17 protein-coding genes are annotated in these 15582 nt (G+C 65.0%); 3 read left to right on the top strand and 14 right to left on the bottom strand.

Annotation, left to right across the window (positions count from 1 at the left end):
• Positions 1–5 precede the first annotated feature (5 nt).
• Both ggt and RMET_RS04875 read right to left on the bottom strand, forming a co-directional pair.
• Entirely contained in the window at positions 6–1967 is a 1962-nt protein-coding gene (ggt, locus tag RMET_RS04880; protein WP_011515774.1) for a gamma-glutamyltransferase, read from the bottom strand.
• Positions 1968–2056: 89 nt separating this feature from the next.
• Positions 2057–2998 carry a LysR family transcriptional regulator gene (locus tag RMET_RS04875; RefSeq protein ID WP_011515773.1) on the bottom strand — a complete coding sequence of 314 codons (942 nt, stop codon included), beginning with the start codon at positions 2996–2998 and terminating at the stop codon, positions 2057–2059.
• Positions 2999–3247: 249 nt separating this feature from the next.
• Between RMET_RS04875 and RMET_RS04870 the strand changes: the two genes are divergently transcribed.
• Positions 3248–4510, top strand: a complete 1263-nt coding sequence (locus tag RMET_RS04870) for an acyl-CoA dehydrogenase family protein (RefSeq protein ID WP_011515772.1) — start codon at positions 3248–3250, stop codon at positions 4508–4510.
• A 165-nt stretch (positions 4511–4675) separates the two neighbouring features.
• Positions 4676–5368, top strand: a complete 693-nt coding sequence (locus RMET_RS04865) for a glutathione binding-like protein (RefSeq protein WP_008643421.1) — start codon at positions 4676–4678, stop codon at positions 5366–5368.
• Between the two features lie 8 nt (positions 5369–5376).
• On the opposite strand, the gene RMET_RS04860 is transcribed toward RMET_RS04865, so the two are convergent.
• Positions 5377–6066 carry a hypothetical protein gene (locus tag RMET_RS04860; RefSeq protein ID WP_011515771.1) on the bottom strand — a complete coding sequence of 230 codons (690 nt, stop codon included), beginning with the start codon at positions 6064–6066 and terminating at the stop codon, positions 5377–5379.
• Between the two features lie 270 nt (positions 6067–6336).
• Here RMET_RS04860 and RMET_RS04855 point away from each other — a divergent pair, with 270 nt between their 5' ends.
• Complete coding sequence (locus RMET_RS04855) at positions 6337–6732, top strand: helix-turn-helix domain-containing protein (RefSeq protein WP_008643418.1); 396 nt, start codon at positions 6337–6339, stop codon at positions 6730–6732.
• A gap of 70 nt (positions 6733–6802) precedes the next feature.
• On the opposite strand, the gene ureG is transcribed toward RMET_RS04855, so the two are convergent.
• From ureG to urtC, 11 genes are all read right to left on the bottom strand, one after another.
• On the bottom strand, positions 6803–7426 hold the full coding sequence (ureG, locus tag RMET_RS04850) for an urease accessory protein UreG (RefSeq protein ID WP_008643417.1): 624 nt from the start codon (positions 7424–7426) through the stop codon (positions 6803–6805).
• Between the two features lie 9 nt (positions 7427–7435).
• Positions 7436–8128, bottom strand: a complete 693-nt coding sequence (locus RMET_RS04845) for an urease accessory protein UreF (RefSeq protein WP_011515770.1) — start codon at positions 8126–8128, stop codon at positions 7436–7438.
• A gap of 33 nt (positions 8129–8161) precedes the next feature.
• The gene (ureE, locus tag RMET_RS04840; RefSeq protein ID WP_011515769.1) at positions 8162–8782 is read right to left on the bottom strand and encodes an urease accessory protein UreE; all 621 of its coding nucleotides are present in this window, start codon (positions 8780–8782) and stop codon (positions 8162–8164) included.
• Between the two features lie 3 nt (positions 8783–8785).
• Positions 8786–10504 (bottom strand): urease subunit alpha, encoded by a 1719-nt coding sequence (gene ureC, locus RMET_RS04835; RefSeq protein WP_008643414.1) that lies wholly within the window; start codon positions 10502–10504, stop codon positions 8786–8788.
• Positions 10504–10809 carry an urease subunit beta gene (locus RMET_RS04830; protein ID WP_011515768.1) on the bottom strand — a complete coding sequence of 102 codons (306 nt, stop codon included), beginning with the start codon at positions 10807–10809 and terminating at the stop codon, positions 10504–10506. Before RMET_RS04830 ends, ureC begins: the two co-directional genes overlap by 1 nt.
• Before the next feature lie 23 nt (positions 10810–10832).
• Positions 10833–11468 (bottom strand): HupE/UreJ family protein, encoded by a 636-nt coding sequence (locus RMET_RS04825; RefSeq protein ID WP_011515767.1) that lies wholly within the window; start codon positions 11466–11468, stop codon positions 10833–10835.
• Between the two features lie 44 nt (positions 11469–11512).
• Complete coding sequence (locus RMET_RS04820) at positions 11513–11815, bottom strand: urease subunit gamma (RefSeq protein ID WP_011515766.1); 303 nt, start codon at positions 11813–11815, stop codon at positions 11513–11515.
• 34 nt (positions 11816–11849) lie between these two features.
• Positions 11850–12731, bottom strand: coding sequence for an urease accessory protein UreD (locus RMET_RS04815; protein ID WP_011515765.1), 882 nt, complete (start codon positions 12729–12731; stop codon positions 11850–11852).
• Positions 12732–12839: 108 nt separating this feature from the next.
• Entirely contained in the window at positions 12840–13532 is a 693-nt protein-coding gene (gene urtE / locus RMET_RS04810) for an urea ABC transporter ATP-binding subunit UrtE (RefSeq protein WP_008643406.1), read from the bottom strand.
• Between the two features lie 2 nt (positions 13533–13534).
• Positions 13535–14383, bottom strand: coding sequence for an urea ABC transporter ATP-binding protein UrtD (gene urtD, locus RMET_RS04805; RefSeq protein ID WP_011515764.1), 849 nt, complete (start codon positions 14381–14383; stop codon positions 13535–13537).
• Complete coding sequence (urtC, locus tag RMET_RS04800) at positions 14380–15582, bottom strand: urea ABC transporter permease subunit UrtC (protein WP_011515763.1); 1203 nt, start codon at positions 15580–15582, stop codon at positions 14380–14382. The genes urtD and urtC overlap by 4 nt, the downstream gene beginning before the upstream one ends.

Here is a 15582-nt window from a genome sequence, read left to right as displayed (position 1 = left end):
AGCATTCAATCGCCCAGCGCCACGCCCTCACGCCGTGGATCAGCGCCGCCAGCCCAGACTGGCCGACCATTCGGGCCCGCCTTGCGCATGATCGCCTGCGTGCCACTGGTCATCTCGATCTCGGCCACCTGATGGCCCTGATCCTTGAGCGCCTGCACCAGTTGAGGCGTCACCAGCCCGCGCTCGACTTCCGTCGGGCCGTTACGGCTACCGAAGTTCGCCATGCTCACGGCCTGCTGCACGTCCATGTTCCAGTCGAGCAGGCCGACCAGCGTCTTCGAGACATACTCGATGATCTGCGAACCGCCCGGAGAGCCAAGCGCCGCCACCAGCCTGCCACTCTTGCGGTCAAACACCAGCGTCGGCGCCATCGACGAGCGCGGCCGCTTGCCAGCCTGCACCCGATTGGCCACAGGCTTGCCGTTCTCGGTCGGGTTGAACGAGAAGTCGGTCAGCTGGTTGTTCAGCATGAAGCCGCGCACCATGATGTGCGAGCCGAAGTACGACTCGACCGTCGTGGTCATCGACAACGCGCCACCACGGTCATCCACCGCCGCCACCTGCGACGTGGAAATGCGCGGTGGCGAGCGGTCAGGCGCAAAGGCAACGTTGACCCCGGGCGGCGTGCCCGGTTCGGCCTTGCCCATACTCTTCTCGCCAATCAGTTCGGCACGCTCGGCCAGGTATTGCGGATTCACGAGCGCGCCCACGTCTACAGGCACGAAATCGGCGTCGGCCACGTAGAGCCCACGGTCCGCGTAGGCCAGACGGTCGGCCTCCGAGATGGCGTGCACCGCCAGCGGATTGGCCTCGAACCCCGCCGGCGTATTGACCTGCGCCGGCTTGAGCTTTGCCAGCGCGTAGCGCGGATCGCGCTTTTCGAGTGCTTCGAGGTTGCCGAGAATCTGCGCGATAGCGATGCCACCCGACGAAGGCGGCGGCATCCCGCAGACCTTCCAGGCCTTGTAGTTCGTGCAGACCGGCGGGCGCTCCTTGGCCTTGTACCCCTTCAGATCGGCCACGGACAGGCTGCCAGGATTCGCATGAGCGTTGACCTTGGCCACGATGTCATGCGCGATGGGGCCGTTGTAGAACACGTTCGGCCCGTGTCTGGCGATCTCCCTCAATGTCTGCGCGAGCTGCGGATTCCTGACCAGCGTGCCGACCGGCTTCGGCTTGCCCTGATCGTCGAGGAAATACGCCTTCATCTCGGGGGAGCCGGTCAGAAACTTGTCTGCGGCAACCTGCGTATAGAGGCGCTGCGAGATCGGAAAGCCCTTGTCGGCCAGCGCGATGGCTGGCTCGAACAGGCGTGCCCACGGCAAGCGGCCGTGCTGGCGATGCGCGAGCTCCAGCGCGCGCAATACACCCGGCACGCCGACCGAGCGCCCACCGATCTGCCCCGCCGAGAACTCCATCGGCTTGCCATCGGCACGCATGAACAGGTTCTCGGTGGCGCCAGCGGGTGCCGTTTCGCGGCCGTCATAGGTCTGCACGCGCTTGCCGTCCCAGTACATGATGAAGGCGCCGCCACCGATCCCGGAAGCCTGTGGCTCGACCAGCGTCAGCACTGCCTGCATCGCCACGGCGGCATCGATGGCCGACCCGCCAGCACGCAGCATCTCGCGACCTGCCTCCGTGGCCAGTGGATTCGCGGCCGCGGCCATATGCTTCTGCGCATAGGTCGTGGTCATCCCCGGGCGGTAGCCCGAGGCAACTTCGGCGGCGGGCGGCAACCCGGCTGACGCCACGGCCCCGGTAGACGCCGGCACCGTCCCCGTGGCCGGGTCGGTCGATGCGGCGGACGTCCCCGCCTCCTTGTCCACCGTGCCGCAGCCTGATAGCGACGCGGCCAGCAGGGAAACCATCGCCCCGGCCAGCGCGCCGCGCCAGTGCCGGTTCGCGGCACGCTGCGCGACAGATTGCGCGGAAGATCCTGTTGAAGTCGCTATGAGTGTGTCAGCCATGCCGTCCCTCCTGTCGAGAAGATCCGGCGATTCTTGGCGATCACACCCGCTGTTGAAATCGGCGTTTGTCTGACAACGTTAACCCGGGGTTACTCGGCAGCCGACGTGACATCCGTCATGCCACTGCCGAGCGATTCCATCACCGTCATCAGCTGCTCGCGCAGCCAGCGGTTCGCGCCGTCGTTCTCGCCGCCCGCGTGCCAGTACAGATGCAGTTCGAGCGACGGCACCTTGAACGGCAGCGACAGCAGGCGGTTGGCATAGGGCTCGTTGGCGATGCGCGCGTAGCGCAGCGGCAGCGTGGCCAGCAGATCGGTGCAACTGACCACCCGGCACGCGGCTGCATAGTGCTGGCAACGCAGGCGCACCCGCCGCGTCAGGCCCATGCGATGCAGCGCCTGGTCCTCCAGCCCCGCGCCTCGCCGCCGCGAGGACACGTGCACGTGCTCGGCCGCGAGATAGCGCTCGAGCGTCAGCTCCTTCTTGACCAGCGGATGATCGCGCCGCGCCAGCACCACCATCGGATCGGACATGAACGCGGCGTGATGGATCGCCGGCGATACCGGCAGCAGGATGTCGATCGCGGCGTCCAGCGTGCCGGCCAGCAGCTCGGACTCCATCTCGCGCCGGTCGAAGCGAATCGCCGCAATCTCCACGTGCGGCGCCATCGCGGTCACGCGCGCCATCAGCGGCGGCAGCAGCGTGGACTCGAGCGCGTCGCGCATGCCGATGGTGAACCGGCGCGTGGTGTTGGTGGGGTCGAAGTGCGGCGTGTCCTGCAGCGTCCGGGCGAAGGACTGCAACGCCCCACGCACCTCCCCGGCCAACGAACGGGCCAGCGGCGTCGGCGCCATGCCCTGCCCCCGGCGCTCGAACAGCGGATCGTCGAACAGCGTGCGCAGCCGGCCCAGCGCGTGGCTCACGGCCGGCTGCGTCAGGTTCAACTGGCGCGCGGCAGCGGTGATGCTCCCCTCGCTGTAGATGGCGTCGAATACTACGAAGAGATTGAGATCGATCCGGCTGAGCTGCATGGCACCTTCCTGCGCGAATGCTTGACTGGCACGAGACGCACGCCAGATCGCGCAGCGGGCATTGGGGCCAGCCGGCAACCGATCGACACGACGTCAGTTTGTAGTGAATGCATTCTGTCACGGAATGCAGGATATTGATACTGACCAATCTAGAAAATTCATTTTTCTTATTGATCAGGTTCCGCTAGAGTAACCAACGTCGGCACACCGTGCCTGGTACCACACCCAAAAGGTAACCGAGGAGACCTCATGCAATTCGAGTACACGCCCAAGGTCAAGGAAATGCAGGCCAGGCTGCTGGCGTTCTTCGACCAGCACATTTACCCCAACGAGAAGCGCTTCTACGCCGAGATCCAGGCCAATCGCGCGGCCGGCAACGCGTGGATTCCGACCAAGGTGATCGAGGAACTGAAGCCGCTGGCGCGTGAAGCCGGGCTCTGGAACCTGTTCCTGCCGCGTTCGAAGCGCGCGCCGGAAGGGCTGTCGAACCTCGAATACGCGCCGATGTGCGAAATCATGGGCCGTGTGCCCTGGTCGGCCGAGGTGTTCAACTGCGCCGCGCCCGATACCGGCAACATGGAAACGCTCGAGCGCTACGCCTCGGAAGAACTGAAGGACGAGTGGCTGGAGCCCCTGCTGCGCGGCGAGATCCGCTCGGCGTTCCTGATGACCGAGCCGGCCGTGGCTTCGTCGGACGCCACGAACATCGAGTGCCGCATCGAACGCGATGGCGATCACTACGTGATCAACGGCACCAAGTGGTGGTCGTCGGGCGCCGGCGATCCCCGCTGCAAGGTCTACATCGTGATGGGCAAGACCGATCCGAATGCTGGCCGTCATGAACAGCAGTCGATGATCGTGGTGCCGGCCGATACCCCGGGCATCACCATCAAGCGCTTCCTGCCGGTGTTCGGCTACGACGACGCTCCGCACGGCCACATGGAAATCGAACTGAAGAATGTGCGCGTGCCGGTCAGCAACATCCTGTTGGGTGAAGGCCGCGGCTTCGAGATCGCCCAGGGCCGCCTCGGCCCGGGCCGTATCCACCACTGCATGCGCAGCATCGGCGTGGCGGAACGCGCACTGGAACTGATGTGCAAGCGCAGTCTGGAGCGTGTGGCATTCGGCAAGCAGATCGCCCGCCAGGGCGTGACGCAGGAACGCATCGCCGAAGCCCGCTGCGACATCGAAATGGCGCGCCTGCTGACGCTGAAGGCCGCGTACATGATGGACACGGTCGGCAACAAGATTGCCAAGGCCGAGATTGCGATGATCAAGGTGGTGGCGCCGAACGTGGCCCTGCGCGTGATCGACTGGGCCATCCAGGTGCACGGCGCCGCGGGTGTGTCGGGCGACTTCCCGCTGGCCAACTGGTGGGCGCACCAGCGCACGCTGCGTCTGGCCGATGGTCCGGACGAGGTACACCGCAATGCGATCGCCAAGCTGGAACTGGCCAAGCACATGAAGCTGAACCCGGACAGCATCCAGATGCCGATCACGCGCGGCTCGTGATGCGCTGCCGCTGAAACAGGAAAGCCCGACAGGTCACTGTCGGGCTTTTTTTCTTGCCGGGCTGGACACCGAAGCACCATCCCACGAACAGATCATCCATGCCCAACAGGGTTATTTCTTTCGTGCTCTAATGCCCCGGCGAATCTTCCATGGAGACAGTTGCAGATGATCGACGCCTACACCTGGCCCACACCGAACGGCCATAAAGTCCACATCATGCTTGAGGAGTGCGGCCTCGAGTACAGGGTCCATCCGATCAACATCGGCGCCGGCGACCAGTTCGGCGAGGACTTTCTCAAGATCAGCCCGAACAACAAGATCCCGGCGATCGTCGACACCGACGGCCCGGACGGCCAGCCGATCTCGCTGTTCGAATCGGGTGCGATCCTGCTGTACCTGGCGGGCAAGACCGGCAAGTTCCTGCCCGAGGACGTGCGCGGCAAGTACGAGGCGCTGCAGTGGCTGATGTTCCAGATGGGCGGTGTCGGCCCGATGCTGGGTCAGGCGCACCACTTCCGCATCTACGCGCCGGAGAAGATCGAGTACGCCGTCAATCGCTATACCAACGAGGCCAAGCGCCTCTACGGCGTGATCGACAAGCAGTTGTCGACGCACAAGTATCTGGCAGGCGACACCTACACCGTGGCCGATATCGCAACGTTCCCGTGGCTGCGCAGCTGGCAGAACCAGGGCGTGGAATTGGACGACTATCCGCACCTGAAGCGCTGGTTCAACGACATCGCGGAACGTCCAGCGGTCAAGCGCGGCGTCGAGGTCCTGGCCAGCGCACGCAAGCCGCTGCAGGGCGACAAGGAGCGCGAGGTCCTGTTCGGCGCCACGCAATACCAGCGTCGCTAATGCCGGCGTCAGGCGGCCTGTCGTTCGCCCTGCGGGGCGTATGCGTCTGACGGTACCGGTACCGGTGCCGGTGCCGGTGCCGGCTGCATGCAGCAGAGCAGCCCGGCACCGGACAGCATCGCATCGATGCAGTAGTCGTCATCAGGCTCTGGCGCGAAGGCCATGCCCGGTTGAAGGTAGGTCGATTGAACTTCGCCGCCGCTCGCCCCGCCCCGCCATTGCAGGTTGAGCACGCCCCGATGGCAGACACCCCAGACCAGCCCGCGCGCGTGAAGATGCTGCGCCCACTCGGCCTCGCCCGCATCGATCGCAATGAATTCGGCGGCGCCGGCATTGCAGTGCCCGGCCTCGCCGGCTTGTGGGATGGCGCGAACCAGCACGCTGTCGACCACGGCCTGTAACTCGACCGCCTGGTGCACTTCGGGGGTATGAATATCACCGCAGGCCAGCACCGCGCGCTCCGCATCGCCATCGAGCACGCGCAGGCCGCCTTGCAGGCAAGCCCACCATTCCGGGTGCCCGGCTACCGTGACCGGATAGCAATCACCGGCACGCAGATGGATGTAATCGCAAGAGTGACCGAGCCCTGCCGTTGTCGGAATGACACATAAGCAGTGACCGAAACCGTTTGTCGTGGCAGTCTTGAGGTGCGGCAGATCGCCGCGATGGTGAGCATGGAAGAACGTGTAAATCCGCATGACATTCCCTCTGAACGGAGTCTGGGACGCGAGTGGTCCCTGAATGCGCAACGGCGATACGACGCGGCTTTCCGCCCGATCGCCAATGCGCTACTGCCCCGTTTCGGCACGGCGTGAAACCGTCCGGTCCATGCGATCGGCGCCGCACCCTTGAGTGGGCGCATCCCTTGAAATGCAGATCTGGCACCGATAGAACGACGAACTATAAGTTGTCGTGATCGACAGGTCAAACCCTTTAGCCTCGGGCGACGTAGCGACCTAATATCCACAATGCACCTTATGACCGGGGATCCACTCAAGCTGTTCGGGCGGCATCTGACCTGGTTGCGCAAGCAGCGCGGCTGGTCTCAGGAAGCGCTGTCGCTCGAAAGCGGACTCGCGCGATCGTACCTCAGCGGAATCGAACGCGGCACGCGCAATGTTGCGCTGTACAACATCTGCACGCTTGCCGACACGCTGGGTGTCGCGCCGAGTGTGATGCTGGATTTCTCCAGTCATTGCGCGGACGCGCCGGTCGAGCCGGCACGCGCGCCATTCAACCCGGAGATATCACCAGCGGTACAGGCCACGCTGCGCTATATGACGGAACTCAGCGACACTGACCGCGATGTGGTGGCCGGCGTGGCAAGAGCGCTCGCGCGAAAACAATTGCGCAAGATCGCCTAGCCAGCAGCGCGAAGGGATGAGGGGAGGAGCCCGCGTAGCTACACGGCTACACGGCTACACGGCTACACGGCTACACGTCGAGCATGCCCTGCCGCTCGATGAACGCAATCACCTGGTCAAGTCCCTGCCCCGACTTCACACTGCCCATCACAAAGGGCCGCTCGCCGCGCATCTTGCGGGCGTCGCTCTCCATGATCTCCAGTGATGCACCAACATAGGGCGCAAGATCGGTCTTGTTGATAACCAGCAGATCGGACTTCGTGATGCCCGGCCCGCCCTTGCGCGGGATTTTCTCGCCGCCCGCCACGTCGATCACATAGATCGTCAGGTCGGAAAGCTCCGGGCTAAACGTCGCAGCCAGATTGTCTCCACCCGATTCGATGAACACCACATCGGCATCGGGAAACTTCGCCAGCATCCGATCGACGGCCTCGAGGTTGATCGAGGCGTCCTCGCGGATCGCGGTGTGAGGACACCCGCCCGTTTCCACACCCATGATCCGCTCGGCCGGCAGCGCGCCCGAGATCGTCAGCAGGCGCTGGTCTTCCTTCGTATAGATATCGTTGGTGATCGCCACCAGGTCATAGCGGTCGCGCATGGCCTTGCACAGCATCTCGAGCAGCGTGGTCTTGCCGGAGCCGACGGGGCCGCCCACGCCAACGCGCAACGGAGGGTTTTTCTTGGTACGAGTCATGATCGGATCTCAGGATCGGAACAGCCGGGAGTACTGCGTCTCGTGACGCGCCGACAGTACGCCTAGCATCGGGGAGAACGTGGAAAGCAATGGTGGCACCGCATCGGCGCGGCACACTGCTTCATCGACGGTGCCGAGCACCGCCTGATGCAAGCCAAGCAGCATCTGCTGGCCCGCCACCTGGCCGAGCGGCACCGCCTTGATGGCGGCTGCCACCTGGTTTTCGGCCCAGTTGAAGAGATACGCGGCCAAGCCTTCACGCGCAGCGATACCTAGCGCCACGCAGGCCGAGGAAAACGCCGTGGGCAGGCAGACCGGTCGCATGTCGCGCAGCAGGTCGCGGGACGCATCGTCGCCCCAACCCATCTGCGCGATCAGTTTCGCCAGCGACCAGCCCATCTGCTCGGTCTCGAGCCGCAGTTCGGATGTTTCCCGGGTGGCATGAAACCAGTCGTTCCATTGCCGCACGGAGGCGTGGTCCTGCGTCTGCCACGCGCGATGCAGCAGTAGCCAGACAGGCGCCTCGCATTGGGCCTGCACATGCAGGAGGTTGTCGCGAATCCAGCGTTCGGCAGTCGTCGCATCCCGCACCAACTCGCAATCGATGGCCGCCTCCAGTCCCTGCGAATAGCTGAAGCCGCCGATGGGGAGCGCCGGCGAGGCAAGGTGCAGCAGGGAGATGAGCTGGGGGAGCGCGGTCATGGGGATGGCTCTGCTGACGCTGTCAGGCGCAACTCAATGTTTGTGACCGCAATGCTCGTCATGCACGTGATCATGGTCATGGTCATGGTCATGGTCATGTGAGTGCGAGTGCGAGTGCGAGTGCGAGTGCGAGTGCCCATGATGCTCGTGGAACACTGCCTGCGCCGCCGCGTAGTCCTCCGCGAACGTCGCATCATGCCCGTGCTTGTGGCCGCCGCCATAGGCGCCAGCCTCGGGCTCGAACGGCAGGTCCGCGCGCTCGGCTTGCACGCCCAGTCGGGCAAGCATGTCGGCCAGCACAGAGTCATACTCCAGCCGCAGGTAATCGCGCCCGACCTCCACCGGCGTGTGGCGATTGCCCAGGTGATAGGCTGCGCGCATCAGCGCCAGCGGGTCGGGCGCAGTGACCTGCAGCACCGACTCCGCCGCGGCCTGCACTTCCACGAAGGTACCATCCTCTGCCACCAGAAGATCGCCGCCACGCAGCACGGTGCCGCGCGGCAGGAACAACGCAGCCTCGGCGCCGTTGTCGAGGATGGCTCGCAGGCGGCTCTTGCTGCGTTCGCCGAACGGCAGGACGAGCTTCGGCGCGCGGCGCACGAGTACCGGCGCGATGCCGTGCGGAGCGGGCAGGTGTTTGTCGATCTTGATCACGGGTCAGAACAGGAAATAGCGCTGCGCCATCGGCAGCACAGTGGCAGGTTCGCACGTCAGCAGCTGACCATCGGCTACCACCTGGTAAGTCTCCGGATCCACGGTGACGTGCGGCTGCCAGTCATTGTGCACCATGTCGCGTTTGCTGACGGTACGCGTGCCGCGCACTGCGGTGAGCGTCTTGGCCAGGCCATAGCGCTCGCCGACATTCGCCGCCAGCGCCGCCTGCGAGACGAAGGTGAGCGACGATCTCGGCAGCGCCCCGCCGGCCGAAGCGAACATCGGACGATAGTGCACCGGCTGCGGTGTCGGGATCGAGGCATTCGGATCGCCCATCGCCGCCGCCGCGATCATGCCGCCCTTGAGAATCAGGCTCGGCTTCACGCCGAAGAAGGCCGGCTTCCAGAACACCAGATCCGCCCACTTGCCGACTTCGATCGACCCCACCTCGTGCGCGATACCGTGCGTGAGCGCTGGATTGATCGTGTACTTGGCGATATAGCGCTTGACGCGGAAGTTGTCGTGCCCGCCACGCGCATCGTGTGGATCGCCGGGCAACTTGCCGCGCTGCGCGGCCATCTTGTGCGCGGTCTGCCACGTGCGAATGATCACCTCGCCCACGCGGCCCATGGCCTGCGAATCGCTCGAGATCATCGAGAACGCGCCCAGGTCATGCAGGATGTCCTCGGCCGCGATGGTCTCGCGACGGATGCGCGACTCGGCGAACGCAATGTCCTCCGCAATGGCCGGATCCAGGTGATGGCAGACCATCAACATGTCCAGGTGCTCGTCCAGCGTGTTCACGGTGTACGGGCGCGTCGGATTGGTCGACGACGGCAGCACATTAGCCTCGCCGCAAACCTTGATGATGTCCGGCGCGTGGCCGCCACCCGCGCCCTCGGTGTGATACGTATGGATCGTGCGGCCCTTGAACGCGGCAATCGTCGCCTCGACAAAACCGCCTTCGTTGAGCGTATCGGTGTGGATCGCCACTTGGGTATCGGTGGCATCGGCCACGGACAGGCAGGTGTCGATCGCCTGCGGCGTGGTGCCCCAGTCCTCGTGCAGCTTCAAGCCGATGGCGCCCGCCTCCACCTGCTCGGTCAGCGGCGCCGCCAGGCTGGCGTTGCCCTTGCCGAGAAAGCCGATGTTCATCGGATACGCATCGGCCGCCTGCAGCATCCGCTCCATGTACCACGGGCCCGGCGTCACGGTCGTCGCATAGGTGCCCGTCGCCGGCCCGGTGCCGCCGCCGATCATCGTCGTCACGCCGCTCATCAGCGCTTCTTCGATCTGCTGCGGGCAGATGAAGTGGATGTGCGTGTCGATGCCGCCAGCGGTGACAATCATCCCCTCGCCCGCGATGACCTCGGTACCCGGCCCGACGATGATCGTCACCCCCGGCTGGATATCCGGATTACCCGCCTTGCCGATTGCCGCGATGCGCCCGTGCTTCAGCCCGATATCGGCCTTCACGATGCCCCAGTGGTCGATGATCAGTGCGTTGGTGACCACCGTGTCGACGCAGTCCTTCGACATGCGCTGGCTCTGGCCCATGCCATCGCGAATCACCTTGCCGCCGCCGAACTTCACTTCCTCGCCGTAGATCGTGAAATCGCGCTCGACTTCGATCACAAGGTCCGTGTCGGCAAGACGCAACCTGTCGCCCGTGGTCGGGCCGAACATCTCGGCATAGGCCTGCCTGGAGATCTTCACGCTCATCAGAGTGCTCCCATGATTCTGCCGTTGAAACCATAGACGATGCGGTCACCGTCCAGCGCCACGAGTTGTACCGTGCGCGACTGCCCCGGCTCGAAGCGCACTGCCGTGCCGGCGGCGATGTCGAGGCGATAGCCGCGCGCGGCCTCGCGGTCGAACGACAACGCGGCGTTGGTTTCGTAGAAATGGAAGTGCGAGCCGACCTGCACCGGCCGGTCGCCAGTGTTGGCCACGGTCACGGTGACCGTGGGACGCCCCGCATTCAGTTCGATCTCGCCGTCGAGCGGCATCAGTTCACCGGGAATCATCGCGAAAGCTCCTGGGGGGAAGATCAGGCGACCAGCAGGCCGACGCCGTACAGCGCCACCCCAGCGCCAGCCACGCGCGCCAGCCAGCCGGCGTGACGACGAAGGAACGCCCCCGCGCCGATGCCGAGCACGTGCAGTGTCATCGTGGCCACGGCAAAACCGCCCACATACGCCAGCACCGAGGGCAGTGCCGCAGCAGTGGCCGGCAACTCAGCACCGTGCGCATAGCCGTGAAACAGCGCGAAGCCGCCGACAATCGCCATGCCTGCCCATGCCGACAGACGCGCGCGTGCGGCTACCAGCAGTCCGATCACGAGCAGCGAGACGGCGATCATCGGCTCGACGGCCGGCAGCGTCACGCCAGCCAGACCGAGCGCGGCACCCACCAGCATCATTGCCACGAACGCGAGCGGCAAGCGCATCAGATCCATCTTCGATGTCTGACCGAAGGCGCTGCGCGGCGAACTTGCCAGCGCGCTCCACACGCCCACGGCGGCCATCGCCAGCAGGTGGTCGGCGCCCGTGAACGGGTGGGCCAGGCCGGCCCAGAGGCTGGCACCAACGGTGGCGGCGTCGTGGCCGGGATGCGCGAAGGCAGAGACGGAGGCCAGCGACATCGCTACGCCTGCAGTCAGGCGGGAACGGAGCATGCGGTGCATAGGGTTTTCCTCTTCTTGTGAATGGCTGCGACGGTGACGCGGATTCAGACGATCGGGTGGTGCACGGTGACCAGTTTGGTGCCGTCCGGGAACGTGGCTTCCACCTGAATCTCGGGGATCATTTCGGCCACGCCATCCATCACGTCCTCGCGTGCGAGCACGGTGGTTCCTTCGTGCATCAGTTCCGCCACGGTGCGGCCATCGCGCGCGCCTTCCATGATGGCGGCGGTGATCAGCGCCACCGCTTCCGGGTAGTTCAACTTGAGACCGCGCGCGCGACGGCGTTCGGCCAGTAGCGCGGCGGTGAAGATCAGCAGCTTGTCTTTCTCGCGCGGCGTCAGTTCCATGATCGGATTCCTTGTTGTTCGAGGTATTGGGTTCTCAGGTCGACCACAGGCGCAGCGGCCTGGCCGGCACGCCATGCATCGGCTGGCGCAGCACGGTCCACGCATCGATCATCAGGTGGCGCACCGCTTCCATATCGCTGCCAAGCACGCGCAGCAGCAGCATCGACTGCGCCGTGGCCGTGCCATATCCGGCCAGGCAGGTCACGCCGGCGCGTAGATCGGCACGATATGGCAGATGTTCGGCCAGCGCTTCTGCCAGCTCCTGCGTGGCGCCCGGCCCGATCGCCCAGAGTGTGCCGAGGATATGCAGTCCATCCATGCCGGCCACGGCACCACGCAACGGTGACGCGCCATCGAAATGCGATTGTTCGATCCACAGCGCGCGGTCCGGGTCACCCACGCGAGTGTCGAGCCATAACGCGCCGCTGGCCCATCGCTCGCCCGACGCCTGGCGGCCCAGCACCACGGCGTCCCAGCCGATCGCGCTGCCTCCGGGTGCCACCACCACGTCCGTCGTGATCCGGGCACGGGCATCGTCGAACACGATGTTCTCCTGCGGCAGCCAGTCGAGCTTCCCGCCGGCCGCCACCTCGATCCGCACATGCTGCGCTGCATCGCGGCCGAGCGACTTGTACCATTTGGTAGCACCCGGTGTGGCCAGCACGGCATGGGCGCCCGATGCCACGGCAATGTCGATGTCGAGACGATCGCCGCCCGCCACGCCGGCGGGCGGATGCAGCACCACCCCGTGGCAAATTTCCCCTTCGGGATAGAGCGGCTTCTGCACCCGCAGCGGCCCCTCGTGGCGCCGCTCGACCATGGCGGTCCGGCCGGCGCGTGCGGCAAAGCGCAGGCGCAGGCTGGCATGCCAGGCTGATGTCATGGCGAGTTGCGATGGAAAATCCGGATGGCGCATCGAAGATGGCAAGACGGTTCAGGCGGGGGCCGGTGCGCCAGATCATAGCGCGTGGCAGCCGTCACAGAAAGGTGCCCGGAGAGCCATCAGGGTCGTTTGAATGCACGCTCAAACCGCGATCAGCGCGCGCACGCCGTCCTGCTCCATCGTTGCCCCATCGCCCTTGGCCACGACCTCTCCACGACTCATCACCACGTAGTGGTCGGCCAGGTGCCGCGCGAACTCGTAGTACTGCTCCACCAGCAGCACGGTCATGCCGAACTCGTCCACCAGCAGCCGCAAGGCACGGCCAATATCCTGGATGATCGACGGCTGGATGCCCTCGGTCGGCTCGTCGAGAATCAGCAACTGCGGCTCGCTCATCAGCGCCCGGCCGATGGCCAGTTGCTGCTGCTGACCACCCGACAGATCGCCGCCACGGCGCTGGCGCATCGTGCGCAGCACAGGAAACAGCTGATAGATGCGGTCGGGCACGCCCGATGGCCTCGCCCGGCTGGCGGCGCCAATCAGCAGGTTCTCCTCGACGGTCAGCCGGGGAAAGATCTCGCGGCCCTGCGGCACGTAGGCCAGCCCCGCCGAGACACGTTCGTAAGGCGCCTTCTTTTCCAGCGCCTTGCCGTCCCAGCTGATGCTGCCACTGCGCGTGGGCACCACGCCCATCAGGCACTTGAGCAGCGTGCTCTTGCCCACCCCATTGCGGCCCAGCAGCGTCGTCAGCTTGCCATGTGGCACCTCGAACGATACGTCGCGCAGGATATGGCTGCCGCCGTAGAACTGATTGATTGCGTTGACCTGCAGCATCGTTATCTTCCCAGGTAGGATTCGATCACGCGTTCGTCGCGCTTCACGGCGTCGAGCGTGCCTTCGGCCAGCAGGCTGCCTTCCGCCAGCACGGTCACCGTGCCAGCGTCACCGGCCAGCGCGGCGACGAATTCCATGTCGTGCTCGACCACCATCATCGAGCAGCTACCGCGCAGACTGTTGAGCAGCGCGGCCAGTTGCATGGTTTCCTCGTCGGTCATGCCGGCCACCGGTTCGTCGAGCAGCAGGAGCTGAGGCTGCTGCGTCAGCAACATGCCGATCTCGAGCCGCTGCTTCTGGCCATGTGACAGCAAGCCCGCAGGGCGATAGGCTTCGTCCTCGAGCCCGGTCAGCGCCAGCGTTTCCTCGATGCGACGATGCCCCTCCAGCGTCAGCCGGGCACGCAGCGACGCCCACCAGCGCTTGTCGGCCTTCATCGCCAGTTCCAGGTTCTCCCAGACCGCGTGCTGCTCGAACACGGTCGGCTTCTGGAATTTGCGGCCAATGCCGGTCTGCGCGATGCGCGGTTCGGTCAGCCGCATCAGGTCGATGGTCTGCCCCAGAAACACACGCCCGGTCACGTTGGCGTTGCGCGGCCCGGTCTTGCCGGTGATGACATCCATCATCGTGGTCTTGCCGGCGCCATTCGGGCCGATCACGCAGCGCAGTTCACCGTGATCGATCGACAACGACAGCTTGTTCAGCGCGCGAAAGCCGTCGAACTGAACGGTCAGGTCCTCGATGTAGAGGATCGGACCGTGCGTGGTGTCGATGACGCCGGGTTCGACGATCCGGCCCAGCCCGGTGGCATCCCCGCTTTCCGCCTTGCCTTCACCCAGTACCGAATTCATGCCTTGCTCCCTTGCTGCGACGCCACCACGGCTTCCGCTTCATCGGCGGCTCCGGTTTCTACCTTCGAAGTGCGCCGATCACGCAGGCGTCGCCAGAGGCCCACCACGCCATCTGGCAGGTACAGCGTCACCAGCACGAACATCGCGCCGAGCAGGAATAGCCAGTACTCCGCGAAGTAGGCCGTGAACATCGTCTTCGCGCCGTTGACCAGGAATGCCCCCACTACCGGCCCGATCAGCGTGCCGCGCCCGCCGACGGCGACCCACACCGCCATTTCGATCGAGTTCGCGGGCGACATCTCGCTCGGGTTGATGATGCCGACCTGCGGCACGTACAGCGCTCCGGCAATGCCGCAAAGCACAGCCGAGAACGTCCACACGAACAGCTTGTACCCGAGCGGGTTGTAGCCCGAAAACATCACGCGCATCTCCGCGTCGCGCACGGCGGTCACCACCCGGCCGAGCTTGGACGTGACGATGTAGCGGCAGGCCACGAATCCGGCCAGCAGTGCAAGGAACGTCAGCACGAACAGCGCGGCACGCGTCTGCGGCGCAGCCACGGCAAAACCGGCGATGCGCTTGAAGTCGGTAAAGCCGTTATTGCCGCCGAAGCCCGTTTCATTGCGGAAGAACAGCAGCATCGCGGCGTACGTCATAGCCTGCGTGATGATCGACAGGTACACACCCTTGATGCGGGACCGGAACGCGAAGAAGCCAAACAGCCACGCCAGCACGCCCGGCACCAGTACCACCAGCAGCAATGCGTAGGGAAAGTGCTCGGTGCCATGCCAGAACCACGGCAGCTCCTTCCAGTCCAGGAACACCATGAAGTCGGGCAGATCGCTCTTGTAGACACCATCGCGACCGATCGACCGCATCAGGTACATGCCCATCGCATACCCGCCCAGCGCGAAGAACAGACCATGGCCGAGGCTCAGGATGCCGCAATAGCCCCACACCAGATCGAGCGCAATGGCCGCCAGCGCGAAGCACATGATCTTGCCGATCAACGTCAAGGCATAGGCCGACAGATGCAGCGCGTGGCCTTCCGGCACGACCAGCGCGCAGACTGGCACGCCGATCGCCACGACCACGGTCAGTACCGCCATCGCCATCCACATGCGCGTGGAGAACAGCGGCTGGCGTTCCGGCACGGATAGCGTGAATGACTTGCCGGATTTCGAGGAAAAGCTGCTCAT

The sequence above is a fragment of the Cupriavidus metallidurans CH34 genome (assembly GCF_000196015.1).
Classification (GTDB): Bacteria; Pseudomonadota; Gammaproteobacteria; order Burkholderiales; family Burkholderiaceae; genus Cupriavidus; species Cupriavidus metallidurans.
Note: the sequence above shows the minus strand (reverse complement) of the source record. Positions and strands in the feature narration are given on the sequence as shown.

Excerpts from the sequence above, each read along its gene's own strand:
- ggt (WP_011515774.1), bottom strand. The coding sequence starts at position 1,967 with ATGGCTGACACACTCATAGCGACTTCAACAGGATCTTCCGCGCAATCT.
- RMET_RS04875 (WP_011515773.1), bottom strand. The coding sequence starts at position 2,998 with ATGCAGCTCAGCCGGATCGATCTCAATCTCTTCGTAGTATTCGACGCC.
- RMET_RS04870 (WP_011515772.1), top strand. The coding sequence starts at position 3,248 with ATGCAATTCGAGTACACGCCCAAGGTCAAGGAAATGCAGGCCAGGCTG.
- RMET_RS04865 (WP_008643421.1), top strand. The coding sequence starts at position 4,676 with ATGATCGACGCCTACACCTGGCCCACACCGAACGGCCATAAAGTCCAC.
- RMET_RS04860 (WP_011515771.1), bottom strand. The coding sequence starts at position 6,066 with ATGCGGATTTACACGTTCTTCCATGCTCACCATCGCGGCGATCTGCCG.
- RMET_RS04855 (WP_008643418.1), top strand. The coding sequence starts at position 6,337 with ATGCACCTTATGACCGGGGATCCACTCAAGCTGTTCGGGCGGCATCTG.
- ureG (WP_008643417.1), bottom strand. The coding sequence starts at position 7,426 with ATGACTCGTACCAAGAAAAACCCTCCGTTGCGCGTTGGCGTGGGCGGC.
- RMET_RS04845 (WP_011515770.1), bottom strand. The coding sequence starts at position 8,128 with ATGACCGCGCTCCCCCAGCTCATCTCCCTGCTGCACCTTGCCTCGCCG.
- ureC (WP_008643414.1), bottom strand. The coding sequence starts at position 10,504 with ATGAGCGTGAAGATCTCCAGGCAGGCCTATGCCGAGATGTTCGGCCCG.
- RMET_RS04830 (WP_011515768.1), bottom strand. The coding sequence starts at position 10,809 with ATGATTCCCGGTGAACTGATGCCGCTCGACGGCGAGATCGAACTGAAT.
- RMET_RS04825 (WP_011515767.1), bottom strand. The coding sequence starts at position 11,468 with ATGCACCGCATGCTCCGTTCCCGCCTGACTGCAGGCGTAGCGATGTCG.
- RMET_RS04820 (WP_011515766.1), bottom strand. The coding sequence starts at position 11,815 with ATGGAACTGACGCCGCGCGAGAAAGACAAGCTGCTGATCTTCACCGCC.
- RMET_RS04815 (WP_011515765.1), bottom strand. The coding sequence starts at position 12,731 with ATGCGCCATCCGGATTTTCCATCGCAACTCGCCATGACATCAGCCTGG.
- urtE (WP_008643406.1), bottom strand. The coding sequence starts at position 13,532 with ATGCTGCAGGTCAACGCAATCAATCAGTTCTACGGCGGCAGCCATATC.
- urtD (WP_011515764.1), bottom strand. The coding sequence starts at position 14,383 with ATGAATTCGGTACTGGGTGAAGGCAAGGCGGAAAGCGGGGATGCCACC.
- urtC (WP_011515763.1), bottom strand. The coding sequence starts at position 15,582 with ATGAGCAGCTTTTCCTCGAAATCCGGCAAGTCATTCACGCTATCCGTG.